Origin of the sequence: Natronorubrum amylolyticum (genome assembly GCF_052040145.1) — an archaeon.
GTDB lineage: Archaea > Halobacteriota > Halobacteria > Halobacteriales > Natrialbaceae > Natronorubrum.
On record NZ_JBPPFW010000007.1, the window covers coordinates 19192 to 41080 of the forward strand.

Sequence of the window (21889 nt, forward strand, 5' to 3'; positions counted from 1 at the left end):
TCTCAGTGGCGGTACCGGATCGCTGCTCGTTAGCAAAACAGTTCAAGTATTATGCGGCCCTATACCAGACAATGGGAACTACGGCCTCCTTCGTCGTCGGGGGATTCGACGCGCTTCCCGCGCACGTCGCGATCCTCAACGACGAGGGGGAGATCGTCTACACGAACCAGTCGTGGGACTCGTTTGCGGCTTCTCAGGGACTGGACGCCGACGAGTGCGGCGTCGGGACCGACTACCTTGCAGTCTGTGACGACAGTACGGAAACCGACGGACCGGACGCCGCAGAAGGGATTCGAGCAATCGCCGACGGCGAGCGCGACTCGTTCACGCTCGAGTACCCCTGCCACTCGCCGTCGACGCGGCGGTGGTTTACGATGCAAGCGAGGTCGTATCACCACGACGACGAGCGGTACGTACTCGTCATGCACGCCGATATCACCGAACGGCGGCTACTCGAACAACAGGCCCGGGATCAGGCCGACCGGATGGAGGCGTTCGCGACGCTGCTCTCACACGATCTTCGAAACCCGCTCGCGGTCGCGATAGCGGCGACGGAGTCGCTCGATCTCGAGTCAGAGAGAGAGTCGCTCGAACGCATCGGGACCGGCGAAATCGGCGATTCGACGCTCCGCACGTCCCTCGAACGCATGGAGACGATCATCGACGATGCGCTGGTGCTCGTCAAGACGGACCGCGTCGAACACCCGGAACTGGTTCGCCTCGACGACGCCGTCGAGAGTGCGTGGTCGAACGTTCGAACGAACGACGCGACGGTGTCGGTCCTCGGTTCGATCGCCGTTCGGGCGGACCCGTCGCTTCTGGCGCACGCCTTCGAGAACCTGTTTCGAAACGCGACGGAGCACGGGGGAAAGAGCCCGAGCATCGAAGTCGGACCGCTCGAGCGTGCGTCCAACGGCGAGTCGGCGACGGAGCCGGCTTCATCCCCGTATCGGGGGTCTGGGAGCGAGAGGGCGGAGGAACGGAAAATCATCGACGGATTTTACGTCGAAGACGACGGACCCGGGATACCGTCCGAGTACCGGGAGCAGATCTTCGAGTCCGGCTATACGACCGACAACGACGGCACCGGGTTCGGACTCGCGATCGTCGCCCGCGTCGTCGACGCCCACGGCTGGTCTATCGCGGTATCGGACGCCGATCACGGTGGGACGCGGTTCGAAATCCGTGACGTGGTGGCGCTCGCCCTGCCGTCCGACGACACGTCCCACGAAAGCGGGTGATTACGGCGCAGGGATCCCCGAGCGGCCCGATTTCTGGCCCTCCCACGCCGTGACGATGACCACGAGCTTTTTGTCCGAGAACACGGTCGACCCGACTAGTATGAATCGACGACAGTTCGTTGCCGCGGCTGCGGTCGGTGCCGCGGGTGCATTTGCGGGTTGTGTCAGCGATATTCTCGACGACGTCACGACGTTCGAGGCGTCACCGATCCGCGTCTCGGCGGACGCCGCAGACGACGCCGGGTACGAGTATCGAGGCACCGAAGAACGGGTCGAAGAGCGGGAGTTCGGCGGTGAGACCGTCGAAACGACGAACTATATCAGCCAGTACGTCCGGACCATCGACGTTCCGTTCGCCGGTCTCAGTTCGGAGGTGGACGCCGGTGTCTTCGCGCTCGTCTCGACGCCACAGGTCGCCGTCGCGGGAGAGAGCTTCAACCCCGTCGGCGACATGAGCGAAGCGGAGCTCGCTGAGTACGTCCAGGAGGAGTACGACGAACTCGAGATCGACAGTAACGTCGGCGGACGAGCGATCGAAGCGGAGGAGCTCGAGTCGACGATCTCGCTCGAGACGTACGACGGGACGGCGACGCTACAGGGCGAAACGGGCATCGACGTCTACGTCGACATCGCCCAACTCAGTTACGACGAGGATCACCTCGTGATCATCGGAGTCTATCCCGACGACGACGATGTTCCACTGGACGACGAGCGAGAGCGTGTCGATACACTGGTCGCCGGCATCGAGCACGGCGACGACGTCGAGGTCGATATCGTCGAGAGCGATACCGACGGCGACGAAACCGAATCAGATGACGGTGGCGAAGACGATGCTGAAACAGACGATAGCGACGGAAACGATGGCGAGGCGGACGACGCCGATGAAGACGGTGCTGATGCGGACGACACCGGCGAAGGCGATGCGGACGAGAACGGGGAGGACGAGTAGCTCGAGACGACCAGCACACACAGTCCAACGCACGTCGGTTCACCACCGTACTGATCCTGATCCCGCCCGTTCTTCCGAGTCGATTATCGCGAAAAAACGGCTTACAGCCCGAACGCCGCAGCGAGCGAGAGCCCGCTCGCGAGCGCCCCGAGCAGGTAGCCGCCGATCGCGCCGCCGTTGAGCAGCGGGAGTCCCGCGTGTGGTCGGCCCTTGAGGACCATGTACATGAGGACGAGAAGGCCCGCGATGGTACCGACCAGCGCGCCGAGGGCGGGAACGTTCAGCGCGATGCCGGGGACGTCGATCGTTCCGACGTCGAGGAAGTAGGCGGCACTCGCGACGAGAATCGTCGGGATAACGGCGTCGCCGAGCCCGATGAAGAGCGCGTCGCGCTCCTGTTCTGCTTCGGATAGCTCGTCAGTGTCAGTTACGGACTCGCTGTCGTCGGGATTCGGGGTCGCATCGTCCGCGCTCGACTCGCTGACGGCGTCGGCGTTCGAGCCGTCTACCTGGGCCGAGTTATCACCGTCGTCGGCATCGTCGTCCTCGAGCACGCCGTCGGTGCTGCCCGACGCGAGATACGAGTAGGAGAGGCTCGTCGGGATGACGAGCACGACGGGGATCTTGAGGTCCATCACGCCCTCGGCCAGATCGAGCATGTGTTCGGTGCGGTAGACGCTGATGGCGTCGTAGACGGCGAGGACGGCGAGCAGCAGGATTGCCGGCAGGAGGCCGAAACTGATCCCGAAGAGCGCGGCGGCGCCGGCCCCCATGACGACCCCGGTGGTGTCGATGACGTACCACTCCGGGTAGAACAGGAGGGCCGCACCGACGACGAGCGCGGCGAAAGCGGCGAGAGCGTTGACCCCGCCGACGGTGACGACCGGCGGCACGAGTTCGGCGAAGACGAACCAGGCGAGCATCACGCTGACGCCGACGATCAGGGCCTTGATCAACCACTGCACGTCGTACTTGAACGTCACGAGCATGAGCGCGGTCGCACCGAGAATAATGCCGAAGTAGACCGCGCTGTTCGTCGGATCGTCGGGATCCTCGACGGCCTGATGGCCGGCCTCCTGGAATGGCTCGACCAGGGCCAGTGCACCGAGCTGGACACCGAGAAAGAGCGCCACAGTAAAGCCGACGGCGAGGTAGACGCGTATCCGATGGTTCATGAAGCGGCGTTTACACCCTGCTCCTATGGGTGTTTTCGTTTCCACTCGAGGCGAACGAATCGATCCGTGCGGAGCTGAACCGTGATCGAGACAGTCCGGAACGGGTCACGAGACGACACGAGTGACGGCCCTCGAGCCGCGACTCCGAGCCAGTTCGGCCTATCGAGCGTAGAGCGTCGAGCCGACGAGCGACGGCAGGTGGACGCCGCTGTCCGGCGTCACCGCGATGTACGGACGGTCGACGGGACCGAAGACGTCGACGACGCGACCGACCGTCTCGAGCGAGTCGTTCAGAACCATCGTGCCGATTTCGTTCCGGATCGCGTCGCTCGAGTCGGATGCGTCGCCGTCGGTGCCGTCCGTTCGCAACACGGCGAGTCCCTGTGCGGTTCGGACGACGGAGCCAACCCGGCGCATCAGTCTCGCATCGCGGCGACGTACGCCGCCACGGCCTGGACGAGGTCGTTCTTCGTCGAATCGTCGGCCCCGCGGACGACGACCCGGCCTCGGTCTGCCCAGTGTTCCCGGGAGTAGGCTTTGTCCCGCTCGATCGTGGCGTCGTACCCGATCTGCTGGACGGACTTGGCGATTTCGTCGACCGTCGGCTCTTCGACTGCGAGATCCTGGGACACGCGCCGGCCCTCGGCCCGTGAGAGGCCCGCATCGAGATAGGCGGGCCAGATGACGTTCTCGACCATACGTTCGTCTCGAACAGCCGACGAGTAAACACTTTTCAAAACGGGACGGCCGCGAGAAGGTTATCGACGGCCCAGGAGGAAACCGGCGACGGCGACCACTGCGGCGACTGCGACGGGGATCCCGAAGCCGGGAATGGAGTCGTCGTCGCTCGTGTCCGTGTCTTCGTCCCCTTCAGCGGTATCGTCACTTCCGTCTTCTTCCAGTCCCTCGCTCGCGGCCTCGTAGGCGTCGGGGTGAACCGCCTCGACGATATCGACGACGGCGTAGACGACCTGCGGTGCGGGCTGGTTGAGCTGGTTCGCGTCGACGGCGACGACGTTCCCCTCCTGGTAGGCCGTCGTCGCTTCGGCGATGTCAGGCATGAGAACCTCCGGTTCGGCGTCGTCGGAGTGGATAATCCAGTCGGGGTCCTCGTCGACGAGCGTCTCCTCGGAGAGCGGTTCGTACCCCGAGATGCCCGCTCGTTCGGCGATGTTCTCGACGCCGGCGGTCGTCAGCACCTCGTGGACGAACGTCTCGGTTCCGGCCGTCGTTCCGTCCTCGCCCATCGCGTAGTACGCGAGCGGTCGGTCGGCGTCCTCGAGGGCCGCATCGACGACGTCGAGGCGCTCGTCCATCCAGTCGACGGTCTCTTCGGCGCCCTCGCACTCGCCGGTGAGTTCGCCGGTTCGGAGGACGTTATCACGGACGTCACCGATCGACTCCGCTTCGTCGAAGTGGTAGACGTCGAGTCCGGCCTCGCGCAGCGTCTCGATATCGTCGTCGAACGTCGCGTTTGCGGCCAGAACGACGTCTGGCTCGAGATCGATCACGCGCTCGTGGATGATCTCGTAGCCGTCGGTGATAGCCTCGCGGTCGCCCATCTCGAGGTCGGCGGTCGCCTCGTTGTCGGGCATGCCGACGAGTCGGTCTTCGGCGCCGATTTCGAAGACGGTCTGCGCGTCGCTCGGCTGGAGCGCGACGACCGATTCGGGCGGTTCCTCGAGGGTGATCGTCTCACCAGTCGCGTCGGTCAGTTCGATTGGATACTCACAGTCCGTCTCGTCGGATTGAGCGGCGGGAGCGGCGCTCCCTGCGACCGCGGGAGCGAACAGCGAGAGGGTGAGTACCGCGGCGATGAGAATAACGATTTTCTGTCGCATCAACCGATACGTCGAGGCTCTTCAACAAATATTTGTCTAAGCCAACCGAGGTTGCATTGTATGGGACGCGCGATCCGGACCGTTTCGTGGTCGGCGGGGCTACTCGTTCTCCTCGTCGCCGTCGTGGTCGCCAGCGCGGCCCTCGGAGCGGTCAGGATCGAGCCGTCAGTAGTCACGATGGCGATTCTCAATAGGGTCGTCCTCCCCTCGGGGATAACGGCCGGCAGTTCGGTGATCCCGGGAACGGGCATCGCCGTTCCGCTGCCGAACGTTCAGTATACGTCTGTCTTCTCGTTCGACGTGCCGAGTTCCCACCAGACTATCGTCACGGACATCCGACTGCCGCGGATTGCCCTCGCAGCAACGGTGGGCTTCTCGCTCGCAGCCGCGGGGACGGTTATGCAGGGGTTCTTCCGCAACCCGCTCGCCGATCCGTCGATCATCGGCGTCTCCTCGGGTGCCGCCGCGGGCGCCGTCGCGGCCATCGCGTTTCCGGCACTGGTCCCGTTCGGCGGCCTCCATCTCGCGGCGTTCGTCGGCGCGCTGGGAACGGCGTTTCTCGTCTACGCGATCGCGACCGAGGGCGGACGAACGCCGGTCGCAACGTTGCTGCTGGCCGGCGTCGCCATTCAGGCGTTCCTCGGGGCGATGATCTCGTACATGCTCGTCTACAGCGGCGACAACCTCAGACAGGCCGTCGTCTGGATGATGGGTCACCTCAGCAACAGCAACTGGGGCGATGTCGCGTTCGCGTTACCGGTGACGGTCGTCGGCGTAGCCATCCTGCTCACCTACACCCGTGAGATGAACGTCCTCCTGCTGGGCGAGGAGGATGCCCACCATCTCGGCGTCAACGTCGAGCGGACCAAACTCCTCCTGCTCGCGCTCGCGAGCATCGTCACCGCGGCCGGCGTCGCCGTCGCGGGCGTCATCGGATTTGTCGGTCTCGTCGTTCCCCATATGATGCGACTGCTCGTCGGCCCCGATCACCGGATCCTGCTACCGACCAGCGCCCTCGCCGGAGCCTCGTTTCTGATCGCAACGGATACGATCGCCCGTCTCGGAACGCTCTCGCTGCCCTTTGGCATCGCCGTCGACACGCCGGTCGTTCCCGTGGGCATCATCACGGCCGCGCTCGGCGCCCCGTTCTTCCTCTTCTTGCTCACCCGTCGGGAGGTGCACTCGGTATGAGTCCGTTCTCGAGTTCCTCGAGGACGGAGACGGACGAGGCGGACGAAACAGCAGCCGTCTCAGAAACGGAAGCGAAACCCGGCCCAGAACCGTTCGAACCCGCAACGATCTCCGTCTCGAACCTGTCGCTCTCCTTCGGCGAACTCTCCGTCCTCGAGGACGTCTCGCTGACGATCGAGCCCGGTGAGTTCGTCGGCTTCGTCGGGCCGAACGGTGCGGGGAAGACGACGCTTCTCCGGGCGATCAGCGGCGCGCTCGAGCCGGATTCGGGAACGGTGACCATCGGCGACACCGACGTTCATCGGGCGTCCGCGAAGGCCTCGAGTCGGCTGGTTTCGGTCGTCCCACAGGATACAGCGCTGTCGTTTTCGTTCCCTATTCGGGACGTCGTCGAGATGGGGCGCCATCCTCACCGTTCGCGCTTTTCCTCACCGACGCGCGAGGACCGAGCGGCGGTCGAACAGGCCCTCGAGCGGACGCGAACGGCCGACCTTGCGGACCGACCGATCGACGAAGTGAGTGGCGGCCAGCGCCAGCGCGTGGTGCTCGCGCGCGCGATCGCTCAAGAGACGCCGGCCATGCTGCTCGACGAACCGACCGGGAGTCTGGACGTGAACCACCAGCTCGAGACGCTCGAGTTGGTTCGGGAGTTAGTCGGGGAGGGACGAGCCGTCTGCGCGGCGATTCACGACCTCGATCTGGCGGCGCGGTACTGCGACCGGCTCGTGATGCTCGCCGACGGCCAACTCTACCGGAGCGGCCCGCCCGCGGACGTCCTGACCGGCGAGTCGCTGTCAGACGTGTTCGACGCGACGGCGACGGTCACGACGAATCCGATCACGGGAACGGAGACTGTGACGGCGCTGCCGAGCGGATTCGGCCTCGATCTCGAGGCAGTGACCGAGGACGGCGACGGAACGACCGGGACGGTTCGAAACGACGGTGAGGGAGCCACCACCAGAATCCACGTCCTCGGAACCGGGTCGACCGCCGCGGCGGTGCTCGCGCGCCTCGAGACGGCGGCTGCCGACCTCCAGGTGTCCGTCGGACCCGTTACCGCGGGCGACACGGCAGCGGAAACCGCCCGCTCGCTCGCGGTCGATCGGCTCGAGGTACCACCGTTCGAATCGCTCTCGCCGGCGACGCTGACGGCGTTCGAGGATCGGGTTCGAGCGTCCGACGTGACGGTCGTCACCGAGCGCGCGCTCGAGTCCGGCAGTGCGGGGATGAGGCGGTTGCTCGAGTCGGTCGACGCGACGGCCGACTCGATCGTCATCGCGACCCGACCGGCAGACGAGACGGCGCGAACGGCGATCGACGCCGCGTCTCGAGCGACGTCCGACCCGTTCGACGGGCGGGAGCGGCCGACCCAAGCGACGCCGGAGACGATTCTCGAGGCCATCGCCGACGAGACGCCCGGACCGTCCGGCGCGGCCTCGAGTGCGGACTGACGAGGGAGCACCGACGAGCGGAGAAGAGCGCACTCAGCTACAGTAGCGCAGCGAGGACGACCGAGGCAACGAGAATCGCGGCCGACCGGCCGCGAGCCCTCCGGCCAGGCCGACGTCGACCAGCGCCGTCGGGATCCGACCGAGGACCGTTCCGAGACCGTCACCCAGAAGCGTGACGCCCAAGACGATCACCAGTGCGTGAATCCGTCGGTCACCGTGCCAAGCCGGTGCGCCGCTGGGGAGCGTGAAACGAGTGAGGGCCATTGACGAGCTCGGTAGGCCACTTCAGAGAATAAGGGTTGTCCCGGTCGACGCCGCGTCTGCGGATGGTCGAGCGACTGAGTCAGTAGCCGAGGAGCCGAAGAATGATCCCGAGAATGATCCCCGAGATACCGACGAGGATTCCCACGCCGGGAATAATGGGAATCGGGATGAGACCGATGCCGAGAATGATCGCGAGGATGATGACGATCGTCGAAATCCGAACCATACAGGAACGTGCCGGCAACCGCGTGTAGCCGTTGTGCTTGCTTGTGCACTAGGAGAAAAACGGACGACGAGCGGCGTTCGGTCCGAATGTCATCGATCGCGATGCATCCGTCACCGCACTAGATCGGTGCCGTATCCGACTACCGGAGGTGTTTTATGGCGATAGAAGAGAGACCTGGTAGGCGGCACGGTCAGGCAGCCACCTTTCGACTACGCGTGGTTTCCACGTGTACGCGCGTTGACTGACCTACCCCGTCTCTCTAACACCTTCGAGCGACTGCTATCCTCTTGGAAGTCGCCGAACTAACGGCGGCGGTCACGCGCGTTCGGGTGGTCGAATAACCCTCAGCGATAGCGACACCATCGTCGGTCCGACCGCAACTGGACGGTTTTTTACCCCTCCGCCTCCGAGTGCCCGCCAATGAGCGAGTACGATTACGACGAGCTCGGACTCGTCGCCGGGCTGGAGATCCACCAGCAACTCGATACGGCGACGAAGCTGTTCTGCCAGTGTCCGACCGAGCTTCGCGAACCCGAGGAGTCGACGCGGAGGTTCACGCGCTATCTACACCCCACGCGCAGCGAACTCGGCGAGATCGATCAGGCCGCCCTCGAGGAGAGCAAGGTCGACCGGGAGTTCGAGTACCTCGCGTACGACTCGACCTGTCTGGTCGAGGAGGACGACGAGCCGCCACACGAGTTGGACGAGGAGGCGCTCGAGACGGTCCTCGAGATCGCCCAACTGATGGATATGAAGCCGGTCGATCAGGCCAACGTCATGCGAAAGCTCGTCGTCGACGGCTCGAACACGTCGGGCTTTCAGCGCTCGACGCTAATCGCGACCGAAGGCGAAATCGAGACCGACGACGGTGCCGTCGGGATCGAGGACCTCCTGCTCGAGGAGGAGAGCGCCCAGCGCGTCGCAGAGACCGACGACGGCGTTCGGTACAGCTTGGATCGGCTCGGAATCCCGCTGGTCGAGATCGGCACGAAGCCGGATATCTCGAGCCCCGAGCAGGCGCTCGAGGCCGCCGAACGGATCGGGATGCTCCTGCGCTCGACGGGGAAGGTCAAGCGCGGACTCGGGACGATCCGCCAGGACGTCAACGTCTCCATCGCGGAGGGCGCTCGCGTCGAGATCAAGGGCGTCCAGAGCCTCGACGACATCGACGACATCGTGCGCAACGAGGTCGCTCGCCAGGCCAAACTCGTCGAGATTCGCGAGGAACTCGCAGAGCGCGAGGCGTCGATCGGCGAGACGCAGGACGTGACCGAGGTCTTCGAGGGGACGGACAGCGGCGTCATCGGCGGGGCGCTCGATTCCGGCGGCTCCGTGATGGCCGTTCCGCTGTACGGCTTCGACGGCATCGTGGGCCGGGAGGTCGCACCGGACCGTCGGCTCGGCACCGAGTTCTCCGACTACGCGAAACGCCACGGCGCGGGCGGGATCTTCCACACGGACGAACTGCCGGCCTACGGGGTCACCGAAGACGAGGTTGCGGACCTGCGAGCGGCGGTTGGGGCTGGATCCGCGGACGCCGTCGCGATCGTCGCCGCCGACACCGACGTCGCCGAGGGCTCGATCGAGGCCGTCGCCGAGCGCGCCGGCGTCGCACTCGAGGGCGTCCCCGAGGAGACCCGCGGGGCGAACGACGACGGGACGACGCGCTACCTGCGGCCGCTGCCGGGTGCAGCGCGGATGTACCCCGAGACCGACGTCCCGCCGGTCGAGCCCGATCCGAGCGACGTGCCGGAGCCGGAGCTGCTGACGGAGAAGGTCGAGCGCTATCAGGACGAGTACGACCTCGGGGCGGGGCTCGCAGAGCAGGTCGCCTACGGCCGACGGATGCCGCTGTTCGAAGAACTCGTCGCGGAGGGCATCGACCCGACGCTTGCGGCGTCGACGCTCGAGTCGACGCTGACCGAACTCCGCCGTGATGCTGTGGCTGTCGAGGTGCTCACTGAGACGCATCTCCGAGACGTTTTGGGGATGGTCGACGATGGCGACCTACCCAACGAGGGTGTCGGGGATCTCCTCACGGCGCTGGCCGAAGATCCCGATCGAACCGCAGCGGAGGCGGCCGACGCCGAAGACCTGGGTGGGGCCGACGACGAAGAAGTCCGCGAAGCGATCGCCGAAGTCGTCGAGCGAAACGAAGCGCAGGTCGAAGAAGAAGGGATGCAGGCGTTCTCCGGGCTGATGGGTGAGTGCATGGGCGCGCTGCGCGGGAAGGCGGACGGCGATCTCGTGAGCGAGTTACTCCGCGAGGAGATCCAGAAACGAGCCTGAACCGACGCTCTACGATCTAGCTCTTCAGTTCGTTCGGTTCGGCTCTCTACTCACTCTCTGTTCGTTCGTAAATTCCCGCATTCAGCCGGGTTCCGCCTGTCTTCGTCTCGAGTCGCCCGCGTCGATTAGCCGTCGACCAGTTCCTCGAGCAGCGTCTCGAGGCTGTAGCTCTGGAGCGCGTCGCGTTCTTCGACCGCCGAGATGACGAACGTTGAGTCGGTCCGGTCGACGCCCTCGAGTTGCTCGAACTCGGCGATCAGGCGCTCGACCATCTCGCTGCTGCTCAGTCGCGCGATGACGATGAAGTCGGTCTTCCCCATCGTGAAGTAGACGTTCGTGACGCCCTCGACGGTCAGTAGCCGGTCCGAAAACGTCTCGTAGGAGCCCTGGTAGTCGGCGTGGACTTCGACGAGGACGGTCACGCCGAGCCCGAGTTCCTCGAGATCGACCTCGTAGCGATCGTTCGTGATGATCCCTTCCTCCCGCAGGTTGCTCAGTCGGTAGTGAATCGTCGAGACGGGGATGCCGGTCGCTTCGTGAAGCCGTTCCGGACTTCCGGTCTCGAGTTCGGAAATGGCCTTGAGGAGTCGCACGTCGCGTTCGTCCATGCACGACCGGTCGGCCGCGTGCGGAATATATCCTTCGTCTGATGTACTTGAAGCCATCTACAAGATAGCTGTTCAGTATGGTGGCCAATTCGGATTAGATCTATATGTGTGGTTTTACGTTCGTCCGTTCGTCGCCTTTTGTAGAAGAGTCTAAATAGGGCTATCCGTTCCGAACTGAAAATGACTGCACTCGCACCTCTTCGATCTGAGTACCGTGAACTGGTGCTCTTTTCGATGCTTGCACTCTGCTGGGGAAGCTCGTTCGTCGCGATCGAGATCGGTCTCGAGTACGTACCGCCGCTCCTGTTCGCCGGACTCCGCTACGCGCTGGCCGGCGTGATCGTCCTCGGATACGCGGCCGTCGTAACCGATCGGATTCGTCCGTCTGGGCCGTCCGAATGGCTCGTGATCGGTGTCGCCGGCGTCTTTGTCTTCGCGCTCTATCACGGCCTGTTGTACCTGGGAGAGCTGTACGTCTCCGGCGCGGTCGCCGCGACGATCGTCAGCACGGCACCGATCCTGACGGTCGCGTTCGCCGGCGTGTTGCTCCCGAGCGAACGACTCAACCTCCTCGGCGTCGTCGGCTTCGTCCTCGGTCTGGTCGGCGTCGTGCTCGTCGTCCAGCCGTCCTCGGCGGCGCTCGGCGGCAATATGGTGTTCGGCGCGATGCTGGTTTTCGCCTCCGCCGTCGCGTTCGCGCTCGGCAGCGTCCTCGTCCGTCCGATCGAATCGAACCTGCCGCTCGAGACGCTTCAGGCCTGGTCGATGCTGCTCGGCTCTGGTGTCTTGCTCGGCTGGGCGTTCCTGCGGGGGGAGTCGGTGGCCGCGATCCAGCTGACCACGACGGCGCTGGTGTCGTATCTCTACCTGACGCTCGTCTCCGGCGTCTTCGCGTTCCTGCTCTACTTCGAGCTGCTCGACCGGAGCGGGGCGATTCAGGTGAACCTCGTCGGCTACGCCGAGCCGGCGGTCGCGATCGGCGTGAGCTGGATCGTCCTCGGCTCGGTGGTCGACTCGCTGACCGTCGTCGGCCTGCTGACGATTCTCGCCGGCTTCGTCGTCATCAAACGAGAGGCGTTCCGCACGATGCTCCGGTCGCGACTCGAGGGCCGGAGCACACCGGTGATCACGCTGGATCGCCGGTCCACCGCACGAACGGACGGCGGAACCGACTGCTCCGAAGTGAGAACTGATGGTGGGACCGATTGTGTCGATGCGAGAACGGGCGACGGCAACGAGGGTTACCGTCGAAACGGAACCGAGTGACAACGTCGAATCGGAACCGAGTAGCGATGAACCTCGATTCTCGTCGGTTCGACGCCGACCGACTGCTGCTCCCCGCCGCCGTCGCGTGCCACGATATGACTTGCCAGAAACATTTATAATGGAGATCGTGGCCCAAGTACATGATCCAATGACAGCATCCACCACCACGACGTCGACTGACGTGACGGCCGTGTGCCACGTGCGCGCGCCGCTGTTGCTCGAGCCGGTCGACAGACAGATCGAAACCCTCCAGGCCTGTGACTCCGAGGGGACGATCGACGATCTGTTGCTCCGTAGCTGGCCGAAAGAGATCGCGCTGACGGACAACAGTCCCTACCAGGAGGCCCTCGACAGCTTCGAGCGATTCGAAACGTGGGCTGCCGATCGGGGTGTGAGCGTTCGGCCCCCGTTCAAGGAACGCACCACGACGTCGCAGGTGACCAGCGAGACGACTGATCTCCTCGTAACGCCGCTGCTCTGTCTCGAACTCTACGCGGACGACGAACTGATCGGCGTCTTCCCCCACACCGACGAGGAAACCGAGGAAACGCTCACGACGGACGAGGTGATCGCCTCGCTTCGGACGGGCGAACTTCCGACGCCGCTGGGCGGTACTCCGGAAAGCCATCCGTCGGCATCGACCGCGACTGCGGCCAACGCGAAGGATTGTCCCGACTGCGGTGAGTCGCTCATCGACGGCCAGGGACTGTTCGCGTGTCCGGACTGCAACTGGACCGGCACCGTCACCCGAACAGGGCAGTACGTCCAACGGGTCGCGGACGCTCGAGCGACCGAGTCGGCGAGTACGTCTACGAATCCACAGTAGGTCGAACAACTGCAATACGTCCCCTCGAGAAACGCGACGGTCTCCTGCTAGCGAGTCGATCTTCCTCCGTGCAATCGATATCGACCGGGTCTTCGATTACGCCAGATCACCGCTGTACTCGGCCGTGAACGACACCGCCGTCCCGTCTCGAGCCACCTCGAGCGAGTCGGCGTCGGTGCCGAGCGACGACTCGAGTCGGTCGACGTCGACCCGATCGTCGTCGGCGTACGTGACGACGGCACTGGCACTGGCGTCGCTATCCTCGACCGATAGCTGTTGGTGGACGCCGAACGCGCCCTCGAACGCGCCGAACTCGAACTCGAGGCTTTCGGCGTCGTCTTCCGGCTGGTCGTCCGCGAGTGCATCGGCGGCGAACTCGTCGTCTGCGGTATACAATCCGAGCGTGATTCCGGTCGTTTCGCCGGCGCGAAGGAGCGCCTCGAACTCGTTGTCGGTCGCGTGTTTCGGCGCTCGATTACCGCTTGCGGTCTCGACCGTCCGTTCGACGGCTGCGACCGCGTCAAACTCGTCGTCGTCGGGATTCGGATAGGAGAAGGCGTACACCTCGTCGGTGATCCCGATCGCTTCGCCGGTCTCCGCGTCGGTGTAGACCGCGTACGATTCCTCGGCAGTTTCGCGACGGTATCCGTCGTCCTCGAGGTCGATAGCGAGACCGTCGCGGTCGTACTCGCCGACCAGCGTGTAGACGCCGTCGGCGAAGACGAGTTCGCCCTCGCCGCTAGGAGTCTCGTCGTTGGCGCTGTACGACGTCGATGCCCGGGAGTTGGCGAGCTGCGAGAGACCGAACGAACACAGCAGCGCGACGACGATGGGGTTCCCGATCAACAGGTCCGTGGGCTCGTCGCCCGCTTCGGCGCCCTCGTCGTCGATGATGGTGGACATCGTCTCGAAATCGATCGCGCCGTAGAAGTAGGTCGGGCGGTTGGTTTCGGCGAGAACCGAAGCGTACGACGGGAGATCACCGTCCAGTTCGGTCGTCCCCTCCGTCCCGTCGTCGTCGGTTCCACCGTCGTCCGACGAGTCCGAACAGCCCGCGAGCGTTGCCATCCCCGTACCGGCGAGAAACAGTGCCTGTCGTCGAGTGACCTCGATCATCCTGTAGTGGTGTCCACCAGGAGTATATGACTGTGGTGGCCGAGGGACGGAGGTTTCTCGTACGTATCCGTCAGGGTACTCGTTGCCGCCGGTTCCGCTTCATTTGCTGTGATTCCGGTTGTTGCCGTCGTTCCAGCCGTTACTGTCGTTCCGGCCGCTCCGTCGCTCGGCGGAGCAGCCCGAGGAGCGTGTTGGCTTCGCCTTCGGTCAGATCCGCCCGCCCGTAGACGCGTCGAAGCATTCGCATCGTCTTCTCGCGTTTCTCCTCGGGATGGTTGAGCTCCTCGAGGAGCGCCGCCCACTGGTCGTAGACGCGATCGATGGTCGGTTCGGCGGCCCGGGATCGCTCGAGATCGGGGAGCTGCGTTTCCGCGTCGGAGAGCGTGAGCGACCGGAGTTCATAGAGCGTGATGGTCGCGGCCTGCCCGAGGTTGAGGACGGGATACTCCGCGCTGGCCGGAATCGAGCAGATTTCGTCGATCCGGGCGAGTTCTTCGTTGGTCAGGCCGACGCGTTCGCGACCGAAGACGAGCGCGGTCTGCGCTTCGACGGTTGCCAGCCGATCGGTGAGTTCGGCGGGCGTAGAGAACGGGAACCGAACGTGACTGTGGTCGTCCTCGTTGGTCACTGCGGTACAGCCGACCGTGTGGTAGTTTTCGACGAGGTGATCGAACGTGATCCCGGTCGCGTTCGGGAGGATGTCCTCGCGAGCGTGCCCGGCGTAGCCGTAGGCCTCGCCGTCGGGATCGAGTTCGGGCGGATCGACCAGCAGGAGATCCTCGAAGCCGAAGTTCTTCATCGCTCGAGCGATGGTGCCGACGTTCCCCGGCGTCTGGGCGTCGACGACGGCGACTGCTGGTGGCGTGCGGCGACTGACACTGTTGGGTTCAGACGACTCCTCGCTCATACGCTGTCAGCGGATATCGACTCGAGAAACGGGTTACCCTTTCGGTTCCGCGTTCACCAGTTCGGTTCATTCAGCTCCATATCCGTCTGTTCGGTTCCGGCTGAGTTCAGGGAAGCTCCCGAGCATCGACGTCCGAGAACCGATGCGGCGAAGTCGCGAGTCTGCCGAACGAAGAGCGAATTACGGTTCAGTCGGTGAATTGAGGAAGTCGTGAAACGAGATCGAGAAAAACGGCCAACGCGAGAGTCGGGCGAACGGGATGGCAGACGAACATGGCAGACGAGCGAATGAGAGGCGACGACACAGAACGGTCCGGGAGAACCAACGGTTATCGACTTCTTTCACTCACTTCTCTACTCTGTGCTAGTTCTAGACTAGACAACTAGTCTAGGGGTAGTGTGGAAACTGTAGAAAGCATACAGCATGAAAGACTTTCTCGATCACGAGCGGAGTGACGGATTCCGCCGAATAATCCCTCCAGTTCGTGTCGAGAGCTTCTGTAGCCGCCGTTTCGCTGTTTCTCTCGAGACGAAACCCATATAATGGGAGGAGGGACACACCCCCTTCGCGTTTGTAAGGCCGTCCACGTGTGGGGGGTCTGTATTGTGACACACCTTCTCCGCGGATGTAAAAATAGGGTGACGGGCCACTAAAAAAGATCAAATCGAGTGATTAGCTCGAGACCCACCCACCCATTCAGCGTTACATACGCGACGGGGGTGTGTGTCCCGATAACTGGTCATCTCGGCGTCAGACGCTTCGATATTGCTTCGAACTGTCGGCTTTTGCTGTGGGAGAACGGACGTTTTTCGACTGCGTTTGTTCGTCCACACATCTGACTGCGTCGATCGTCCGTGATCTCGAGATGCCCCAATACGTGATCGGAGGGATGTTCTCGAGCGAGACCGCGGCCGGATCGAACGACGGCAGCGCCGCTCGCGAATCGTTGAATGACAGCTAGCGCCACTCTCGAATCGTTGAACGACTGCGCGCTCGGGGTCCTCCTCCCGTCGGCACGTTACATACGCGAGGGGGGTGGGGGTGTTTCGCATTCCCGGCTCGTCGCGTGCGTGGGTTAGATACGCGATGCCGGCAAACTAGCCATTTCTCACTATACGCCTGTATATTCGATTTCGGGTCCCTGAGGCCTCCTATTTACATCCGCGAGCGAAGTCCATAGCTTTATTTCAATCCAGTCGGAAGAGTCTGGGTATTGCAATGTCCGCCAACGACGATCGTGATCCCCTCTTTCGGTACGACGATCCGGTCTTTGCCGACGAGCGGTTGCTCGAGATCACGCACCTTCCCGGGCCGGACCGGATCGTCGGCCGAGACGAGCAGATGCAGCGGGTTGCGGACGCCCTGAACCCGGCTATCTTCGGGAGCGAGCCCAATCATCTGTTCATTTTCGGCAAGACCGGAACCGGCAAATCACTCATCTCGCGGTCGGTGACTCAGCGGGTCATCTCGGAAGCGCAACGCGACGACACCACCGTCAAGTACGCGTTCATCGACTGCGGCGAGCAGAACACCGAGGCGTCGATCATCAAGACGATCGCCCAACTCGTCAACGAACCCGACGAGAGCGGCGTGAGCGTCCCCGACCGCGGTCTCGGTACCGGCGACTACTACAAGCGCCTCTGGCAGGCCGTCGATCACTGCACCGACGTCACCATCGTCATCTTGGACGAAATCGACATGCTCGAGGACGACGAAGTGCTCCGAAAACTCTCGCGTGCGGGCGAGAATCGGCGTATCTCGGACTCGAGCATCGGGATCATCGGCATCTCGAACAAGATCGACTTCCCGGATCACCTCTCCGAGCGGGTGAAATCGAGCCTCTCGCGGGACGAACTCGTCTTCTCGCCGTACGACGCCAACCAGCTGGTCGAGATTCTCGAGAAACGGCGCGACGCGTTCCACGACGGGGTGCTCTCCGACGACGTGATCCCCCTGACGGCTGCACTCGCGGCCCAGGAACACGGCGACGCGCGGAAGGCGATCGACATCCTCCGCAACGCCGGTCGCATCGCGAAGAAACAGGATGCGACGCGGGTCACCGCGGATCACGTGCGCGACGCCAAGGAGAAGACCGAAGCCGACCGATTCAACGAACTGATCGAGGGCTCGCCACAGCAGGCGAAGGCGATCCTCTACTCGCTGACGCTGCTCACCGAGAACAGTTCCGAGAAGGAGTTCCCGACGAAGATCATCTACAACCAGTACAAATCGATCGCCCGCCAGCTCGATTTCGACGTGCTCTCGGAGCGTCGGGTCCAGGAGATTCTCCAGGAACAGAACTTCCTCAACGTAATCCAGTCCGAACGCGAGGGTCGCGGACGCGGTCGCGGTGCCCACGCCAAACACCGGCTACTCGAGAACCCCTCGATCGTCAGAAAGGTGCTCCTGCGCGATTCGCGGCTGGCCGTCCTCGAAGCGGACGACCAGGAGGAGTAGTTGACTACGGACGCTCGAGGAAACATCTCGTCGCTTCGATACCGAGACGCGGAACCCGTTTTCAGTCGCTTCGATACCGAGACGCGGAACCCGTTTTCAGTCGCTTCGATACCGAGACGCGGAACCCGTTTTCAGTCGCTTCGATACCGAGACGCGGAACCCGTTTTCAGTTGCTCCGACACTGAGAACCGGATCGCGACTTCGGTCGTTTCAACGACGGATGTGGCGCACGATCGATCCATCTCGTATCTTCTAGGACATATCCAGACATCAACTTCTGAATAATACGCTTATACGATACCGAGAGAACGTTTAACACATGTTGACTGTCTTCGGCTACTATGTCCAATATTACGAGCCAGCTACAGGATACGGTGATGAAAAATCAGTCAGCAGTGGCCATCTCCGGGAGCGAGCAGACGACGTTTTCGAAGCTCTGGTCGCAAACTGATGCGTTCGCCGGTGGTCTCCAGGACCGCGATATCGATGCCGGCGACGCCGTTGCGATCCGTCTCTCGAACCCTCGAGCGTTCCTCGTCGCGTTCTACGGGACGCTCAGAAACGGTTGTGTTCCGGTGACGGTGCCGACCGAGTACGGCAGTCCCGATATCACCACCGTCCTGCGGGAGACCGAAGCGAATGCGTACGTCACCGACGAGACGCCGTTTCTGGGTATTCTGAACCGAGTCGGCACGGTACGCGTCGCAATCACGGTCGATATCGATGCCCGAATGGGGATCGACCTTCCGTCGTTTCTCGACAACGACGGGATGAACAGCGCGGGGTCACGAACCGGCATCGACGTCGTCCGTCAGTCGGACGACGACCGCGGGCTGATCGCCTACGTCGGATACGACGGTGGGGAGCCACTCGGCGTGGCCTACAGCCACTCGGCGCTGACCGCCGCTGCCGACCTCGGCGGATCGATCGTCGAGGAAGGCGCAAATCCCCGTCATCTTGGACTGCTCCCCCTGTCGAACCCGATCGAACTCATGTACGGTGCGAACGCCGCGATACTCGAGGGCGGAGAGTACCACCCGCACACGGATCAGGATCCAGAAGCGGCTCGTTCGTTGCTGGCCGCCGACGATGCAGATCGAGCGTTCTGCTCGCCCCGACAGTACGAGACGCTCCGCGAACTCGAAGCCGACGTCGACGACTCCGTCGCCGTTCTCGAGACGACGGGACTATCGCTGACACGGCCGGACGAGGCCGTCGACGACCGGACGGGAACGCCAGTCCGATACCGGGGGCGTCCGGAAACTGGACTGACACACGCCGTCGAACTTGACGAAGACGACCCCGACTCGCTCGGTGAGCCGTTGCCGGGGATCGAGACGCGAACGCTCGAGGACGGGACCGACGGCGAACTGTCCGTTAGCGGCCCGACGACGATGGACGGGTACGTCGCCCGACCGGCGCTGACCGACGAAACGATCGCGTCGGTCGACGGGACGCGGTGGATTCGAACCGGCTCCTTTGACGGCGACGAGACCGGAGTGAGTCGGGCGGGTGATCAGACGGAATCGAACTACGATCGTTCGAGGACGTAACGATAGTAGCACCGAGCGTCGACGTGGACGGGTTCCGCAATCGCGGTACCTATCAGGCTTCACTCCTCAGTCCGCGTATGAACAGTGTCGACGCGGCGGGGCTGGGGATCGGCGACGACTACCCGCCCCGGATCATGGGCGTGTTGAACGTCAGCGAGGAGTCCCCATACGATCCGAGCGTCTTCGACGACCCCGGTGACGCCGCTCGATACGTCGACGAGGAACTCATCGATCAGGGGGCCGACATCGTCGATATCGGTCTCGAGTCGGCGAACAAGCGGTTCGACGTCCTCTCCGCGGAAGAAGAACTCGAGCGGCTACACATCGCGTGCGAGACCATCGAGAGCGTCTCCGGAGACGCGATTTACTCAATCGAAACGCGGTACGCCGAGGTGGCCGACGAAGCGCTTTCTCGCGGGTTCGATATGGTTAACGACATCGCGGGCTTCGCCGATCCCGAGATGCCCGTCGTCTGCGAGGAGTACGACGTCGCCGTCGCGAAGATGGCGAGTCCGCCGAATCTCGAGCGCCCGGGTGCGGTCGAGGAGACCGACTGGGCCACCCGAAAGTCGCCCGAGTGGGCGACTAACGCTGACTACGTCGACCAGGTGTACGAAGCCCTGAAACAGAACGGACTAACGGACAAGACAATCGTTGATCCGGCGTTCGGCGGCTGGAGCGAGGCACAGACGCTCGAGGACGATCGGGAGACGTTCCGCCGACTGCGCGAGTTCCGAGCGCTCGGACGGCCCATGTTGGTCTCGATCAATCGGAAGAATTTCCTCGGCGAACTCGCGGGACGCGAGACCGAGGACCGACTGCCGGTTAGTCTCGCGGCGACGTCGCTGGCCGTCGAACGCGGCGCACACGTGATTCGGACTCATGACGTCGCCGAAACGCGCGACGCGGCGCTGATCGGAAACGCGTTCACCGAGCGCTCGAGCGACAGCCGCGGTGAGCTGTCGGTCTCTCGGCTGGATGTCCACTCGAGTCGCGATCTTCGGGCCCACCTGGCGGAGCGCGATATCGAATCGACGGTCGCCGACGACTGGTCGGCACTGGCCGTCGAGATCACCGGACTCGGTGCCGACGATCGTGTTCGGTTCACGTCGATCGTCGCCGAGTACAACGCCGATGTGTACGGTGTTGACAATGGTCAGTTGCTGGTTCTGGGATCGACGACCGCAATTTCAGACGTATCAGACCGTCTACGCGACGAAAACGGCGACCTGAGCGCTCTAGCCGGCTCGCTAGCGGCGATGCTGAGGTAAGAGAAAGCTTATGCCGGAGGCTTCGAAAAGGGGTACTGGACGCCGGGCGGCCTCCCGGGTAGGGGTACTTTGGAGGCGACCCCCGGCCCACAACACGGAATTATTGTGGAACTTCGACGACGAGTGACAACTCGAGCGCAGTAGCCGTGAGTTTTCCAGTGCCTTCGTACGCGACAGCGGTTGCTCGAGCAATCCCGAATACAGATACGACTCCCCACCGCATCTCGAGTATGGAGTTCGACGAGTGGGAGCCAGTGTACGAGGCGATCCTGGCCGATTTCGGTTACGATCGTACCGGCGACGAACGAGCGCGCGACGTGTTGGCCTCGCTGACCGACGAATTCGATCTCGAGCGACTTTCTGCCGCTCGCGACGCGACGGTCGCGGTTGCCGGCGCCGGACCCTCACTCGAGGACGAGGCGTCGCTCGAGCGAGCACGCGATGCCGACGTTGTCTTCGCGGCCTCGACGGCGGTCGACACGCTCGCCGAACACGGGATCGACGTCGACTGCATGGTGACCGATCTGGACAAAAATCCCGACACCGTCCGTCGACTGACCGACGCGGGAATTCCGGTGGCAGTCCACGCACACGGCGATAACGTTCCGGCGGTTCGTGACGTCGTTCCTGACTGCAGCGACGAGTTCGTACTTCCCACGACGCAGGCGGCACCCCGGAGTTCCGTCGAAAATTTCGGCGGGTTCACCGACGGTGACCGGGCAGCCTTCCTCGCCGACCATCTTGGCGCGTCTCGCCTCGTCTTCGTCGGCTGGGACCTCGATGATCCCACCGTCGATCCGGCGAAAGCCCGAAAGCTCGAGTGGGCCGAACGATTGCTCTACTGGCTCGAGTCCCGTCGGGACGAGCGCTTTGCGGTGCTGGACGGTCGACGGGACGCGATCGAGACCAGTGTGCTCCCGGTTAAGTGACGAACCGCTCGATCGACGGCGCGGTGGGTCGGATACAACGCCGTTCGAGGCGATGTGGGCCGCGACGTCACTCGAGGTGATACTTTACGATATCGTCGCGGCCACAGGCCGGACAGCTCGGGCCGCCAGTCTCGAGCGTCGTTCCGCACCGCCGGCACTCCTCGATGACCGTTCGCCCCTCGCTTCGGAGGAGGACCGACTCGAGTGCGCGCCGCATTCGTGACGATGCCGATGCCCGGTTGGAGTGTCTCTCACTTCGCATATCCAATCAGTCGCTCATATTGGGTTTCGTTATACTCTCCATACCAAGAATAACATTAAATCTGATA

The 21889-nt window shown here is 63.5% G+C and carries 21 protein-coding genes; 11 read left to right on the forward strand and 10 right to left on the reverse strand.

What is annotated here, in order from left to right:
• Positions 1–71: 71 nt before the first annotated feature.
• Together ACSFDB_RS20465 and ACSFDB_RS20470 are read left to right on the forward strand one after the other, a co-directional pair.
• Positions 72–1241, forward strand: a complete 1170-nt coding sequence (locus ACSFDB_RS20465) for a PAS domain-containing sensor histidine kinase (protein WP_440772743.1) — start codon at positions 72–74, stop codon at positions 1239–1241.
• Between the two features lie 100 nt (positions 1242–1341).
• Entirely contained in the window at positions 1342–2190 is an 849-nt protein-coding gene (locus ACSFDB_RS20470) for a DUF6517 family protein (RefSeq protein WP_440772744.1), read from the forward strand.
• Positions 2191–2291: 101 nt separating this feature from the next.
• Here the strand turns inward: ACSFDB_RS20470 and ACSFDB_RS20475 are convergent, their stop codons facing one another.
• The 4 genes from ACSFDB_RS20475 to ACSFDB_RS20490 form a co-directional block, all read right to left on the reverse strand.
• Positions 2292–3365 (reverse strand): presenilin family intramembrane aspartyl protease PSH, encoded by a 1074-nt coding sequence (locus tag ACSFDB_RS20475; protein WP_440772745.1) that lies wholly within the window; start codon positions 3363–3365, stop codon positions 2292–2294.
• A 159-nt stretch (positions 3366–3524) separates the two neighbouring features.
• Positions 3525–3782, reverse strand: a complete 258-nt coding sequence (locus ACSFDB_RS20480) for an H/ACA ribonucleoprotein complex subunit GAR1 (protein WP_090306311.1) — start codon at positions 3780–3782, stop codon at positions 3525–3527.
• A complete protein-coding gene (srp19, locus tag ACSFDB_RS20485; protein ID WP_006091404.1) occupies positions 3782–4063 on the reverse strand; it encodes a signal recognition particle subunit SRP19 in 282 nt (93 codons plus the stop codon). Before srp19 ends, ACSFDB_RS20480 begins: the two co-directional genes overlap by 1 nt.
• A gap of 60 nt (positions 4064–4123) precedes the next feature.
• Complete coding sequence (locus ACSFDB_RS20490) at positions 4124–5206, reverse strand: PGF-CTERM-anchored ABC transporter substrate-binding protein (protein ID WP_440772746.1); 1083 nt, start codon at positions 5204–5206, stop codon at positions 4124–4126.
• A gap of 60 nt (positions 5207–5266) precedes the next feature.
• Here ACSFDB_RS20490 and btuC point away from each other — a divergent pair, with 60 nt between their 5' ends.
• The gene (gene btuC / locus ACSFDB_RS20495) at positions 5267–6397 is read left to right on the forward strand and encodes a vitamin B12 ABC transporter permease BtuC (RefSeq protein WP_440772747.1); all 1131 of its coding nucleotides are present in this window, start codon (positions 5267–5269) and stop codon (positions 6395–6397) included.
• Positions 6394–7848: a heme ABC transporter ATP-binding protein gene (locus ACSFDB_RS20500; protein WP_440772748.1), complete on the forward strand. Its 1455-nt coding sequence runs from the start codon at positions 6394–6396 to the stop codon at positions 7846–7848. The genes btuC and ACSFDB_RS20500 overlap by 4 nt, the downstream gene beginning before the upstream one ends.
• A 33-nt stretch (positions 7849–7881) precedes the next feature.
• On the opposite strand, the gene ACSFDB_RS20505 is transcribed toward ACSFDB_RS20500, so the two are convergent.
• The gene (locus ACSFDB_RS20505) at positions 7882–8112 is read right to left on the reverse strand and encodes a hypothetical protein (protein WP_440772749.1); all 231 of its coding nucleotides are present in this window, start codon (positions 8110–8112) and stop codon (positions 7882–7884) included.
• Positions 8113–8191: 79 nt separating this feature from the next.
• Positions 8192–8338, reverse strand: coding sequence for a hypothetical protein (locus tag ACSFDB_RS20510; protein ID WP_440772750.1), 147 nt, complete (start codon positions 8336–8338; stop codon positions 8192–8194).
• 420 nt (positions 8339–8758) lie between these two features.
• Here ACSFDB_RS20510 and gatE point away from each other — a divergent pair, with 420 nt between their 5' ends.
• Positions 8759–10627, forward strand: coding sequence for a Glu-tRNA(Gln) amidotransferase subunit GatE (gene gatE, locus ACSFDB_RS20515; protein ID WP_440772751.1), 1869 nt, complete (start codon positions 8759–8761; stop codon positions 10625–10627).
• A 125-nt stretch (positions 10628–10752) separates the two neighbouring features.
• Here gatE and ACSFDB_RS20520 read toward each other — a convergent pair whose 3' ends face one another.
• Positions 10753–11235 carry an Lrp/AsnC family transcriptional regulator gene (locus tag ACSFDB_RS20520; RefSeq protein WP_440772752.1) on the reverse strand — a complete coding sequence of 161 codons (483 nt, stop codon included), beginning with the start codon at positions 11233–11235 and terminating at the stop codon, positions 10753–10755.
• 180 nt (positions 11236–11415) lie between these two features.
• On the opposite strand from ACSFDB_RS20520, the gene ACSFDB_RS20525 reads away from it, so the two are divergent.
• Both ACSFDB_RS20525 and ACSFDB_RS20530 read left to right on the forward strand, forming a co-directional pair.
• Positions 11416–12501 carry a DMT family transporter gene (locus tag ACSFDB_RS20525; protein ID WP_440772753.1) on the forward strand — a complete coding sequence of 362 codons (1086 nt, stop codon included), beginning with the start codon at positions 11416–11418 and terminating at the stop codon, positions 12499–12501.
• A 148-nt stretch (positions 12502–12649) separates the two neighbouring features.
• Positions 12650–13327, forward strand: a complete 678-nt coding sequence (locus ACSFDB_RS20530; protein WP_440772754.1) for an HTH domain-containing protein — start codon at positions 12650–12652, stop codon at positions 13325–13327.
• 96 nt (positions 13328–13423) lie between these two features.
• Here ACSFDB_RS20530 and ACSFDB_RS20535 read toward each other — a convergent pair whose 3' ends face one another.
• Both ACSFDB_RS20535 and ACSFDB_RS20540 read right to left on the reverse strand, forming a co-directional pair.
• The gene (locus ACSFDB_RS20535) at positions 13424–14443 is read right to left on the reverse strand and encodes a hypothetical protein (protein WP_440772755.1); all 1020 of its coding nucleotides are present in this window, start codon (positions 14441–14443) and stop codon (positions 13424–13426) included.
• A 139-nt stretch (positions 14444–14582) separates the two neighbouring features.
• Entirely contained in the window at positions 14583–15350 is a 768-nt protein-coding gene (locus ACSFDB_RS20540) for an RNA methyltransferase (protein ID WP_440772756.1), read from the reverse strand.
• 1218 nt (positions 15351–16568) lie between these two features.
• Here ACSFDB_RS20540 and ACSFDB_RS20545 point away from each other — a divergent pair.
• The 4 genes from ACSFDB_RS20545 to ACSFDB_RS20560 all read left to right on the forward strand — a co-directional run bounded on the left by ACSFDB_RS20545 (position 16569) and on the right by ACSFDB_RS20560 (position 21560).
• Positions 16569–17807 (forward strand): Cdc6/Cdc18 family protein, encoded by a 1239-nt coding sequence (locus ACSFDB_RS20545; protein WP_090306277.1) that lies wholly within the window; start codon positions 16569–16571, stop codon positions 17805–17807.
• 341 nt (positions 17808–18148) lie between these two features.
• Positions 18149–19360 (forward strand): AMP-binding protein, encoded by a 1212-nt coding sequence (locus ACSFDB_RS20550; protein ID WP_440772757.1) that lies wholly within the window; start codon positions 18149–18151, stop codon positions 19358–19360.
• A 77-nt stretch (positions 19361–19437) separates the two neighbouring features.
• Positions 19438–20631 carry a dihydropteroate synthase gene (gene folP / locus ACSFDB_RS20555; protein ID WP_440772758.1) on the forward strand — a complete coding sequence of 398 codons (1194 nt, stop codon included), beginning with the start codon at positions 19438–19440 and terminating at the stop codon, positions 20629–20631.
• A 230-nt stretch (positions 20632–20861) separates the two neighbouring features.
• A complete protein-coding gene (locus tag ACSFDB_RS20560; protein ID WP_440772759.1) occupies positions 20862–21560 on the forward strand; it encodes a 6-hydroxymethylpterin diphosphokinase MptE-like protein in 699 nt (232 codons plus the stop codon).
• 67 nt (positions 21561–21627) lie between these two features.
• Here the strand turns inward: ACSFDB_RS20560 and ACSFDB_RS20565 are convergent, their stop codons facing one another.
• Positions 21628–21777, reverse strand: coding sequence for a hypothetical protein (locus ACSFDB_RS20565; protein ID WP_175529283.1), 150 nt, complete (start codon positions 21775–21777; stop codon positions 21628–21630).
• Between the last annotated feature and the right edge of the window lie 112 nt (positions 21778–21889).

Bases quoted from the DNA above. Each gene is read 5' to 3' on its own strand.
- ACSFDB_RS20465 (WP_440772743.1), top strand. From the start codon at position 72: ATGGGAACTACGGCCTCCTTCGTCGTCGGGGGATTCGACGCGCTTCCC.
- ACSFDB_RS20535 (WP_440772755.1), bottom strand. From the start codon at position 14,443: ATGATCGAGGTCACTCGACGACAGGCACTGTTTCTCGCCGGTACGGGG.
- ACSFDB_RS20530 (WP_440772754.1), top strand. From the start codon at position 12,650: ATGACAGCATCCACCACCACGACGTCGACTGACGTGACGGCCGTGTGC.
- ACSFDB_RS20525 (WP_440772753.1), top strand. From the start codon at position 11,416: ATGACTGCACTCGCACCTCTTCGATCTGAGTACCGTGAACTGGTGCTC.
- ACSFDB_RS20550 (WP_440772757.1), top strand. From the start codon at position 18,149: ATGTCCAATATTACGAGCCAGCTACAGGATACGGTGATGAAAAATCAG.
- ACSFDB_RS20520 (WP_440772752.1), bottom strand. From the start codon at position 11,235: ATGGACGAACGCGACGTGCGACTCCTCAAGGCCATTTCCGAACTCGAG.
- ACSFDB_RS20470 (WP_440772744.1), top strand. From the start codon at position 1,342: ATGAATCGACGACAGTTCGTTGCCGCGGCTGCGGTCGGTGCCGCGGGT.
- ACSFDB_RS20475 (WP_440772745.1), bottom strand. From the start codon at position 3,365: ATGAACCATCGGATACGCGTCTACCTCGCCGTCGGCTTTACTGTGGCG.
- ACSFDB_RS20505 (WP_440772749.1), bottom strand. From the start codon at position 8,112: ATGGCCCTCACTCGTTTCACGCTCCCCAGCGGCGCACCGGCTTGGCAC.
- ACSFDB_RS20540 (WP_440772756.1), bottom strand. From the start codon at position 15,350: ATGAGCGAGGAGTCGTCTGAACCCAACAGTGTCAGTCGCCGCACGCCA.
- ACSFDB_RS20560 (WP_440772759.1), top strand. From the start codon at position 20,862: ATGGAGTTCGACGAGTGGGAGCCAGTGTACGAGGCGATCCTGGCCGAT.
- srp19 (WP_006091404.1), bottom strand. From the start codon at position 4,063: ATGGTCGAGAACGTCATCTGGCCCGCCTATCTCGATGCGGGCCTCTCA.
- ACSFDB_RS20490 (WP_440772746.1), bottom strand. From the start codon at position 5,206: ATGCGACAGAAAATCGTTATTCTCATCGCCGCGGTACTCACCCTCTCG.
- gatE (WP_440772751.1), top strand. From the start codon at position 8,759: ATGAGCGAGTACGATTACGACGAGCTCGGACTCGTCGCCGGGCTGGAG.
- ACSFDB_RS20510 (WP_440772750.1), bottom strand. From the start codon at position 8,338: ATGGTTCGGATTTCGACGATCGTCATCATCCTCGCGATCATTCTCGGC.
- ACSFDB_RS20480 (WP_090306311.1), bottom strand. From the start codon at position 3,782: ATGCGCCGGGTTGGCTCCGTCGTCCGAACCGCACAGGGACTCGCCGTG.
- ACSFDB_RS20500 (WP_440772748.1), top strand. From the start codon at position 6,394: ATGAGTCCGTTCTCGAGTTCCTCGAGGACGGAGACGGACGAGGCGGAC.
- ACSFDB_RS20545 (WP_090306277.1), top strand. From the start codon at position 16,569: ATGTCCGCCAACGACGATCGTGATCCCCTCTTTCGGTACGACGATCCG.
- folP (WP_440772758.1), top strand. From the start codon at position 19,438: ATGAACAGTGTCGACGCGGCGGGGCTGGGGATCGGCGACGACTACCCG.
- btuC (WP_440772747.1), top strand. From the start codon at position 5,267: ATGGGACGCGCGATCCGGACCGTTTCGTGGTCGGCGGGGCTACTCGTT.
- ACSFDB_RS20565 (WP_175529283.1), bottom strand. From the start codon at position 21,777: ATGCGGCGCGCACTCGAGTCGGTCCTCCTCCGAAGCGAGGGGCGAACG.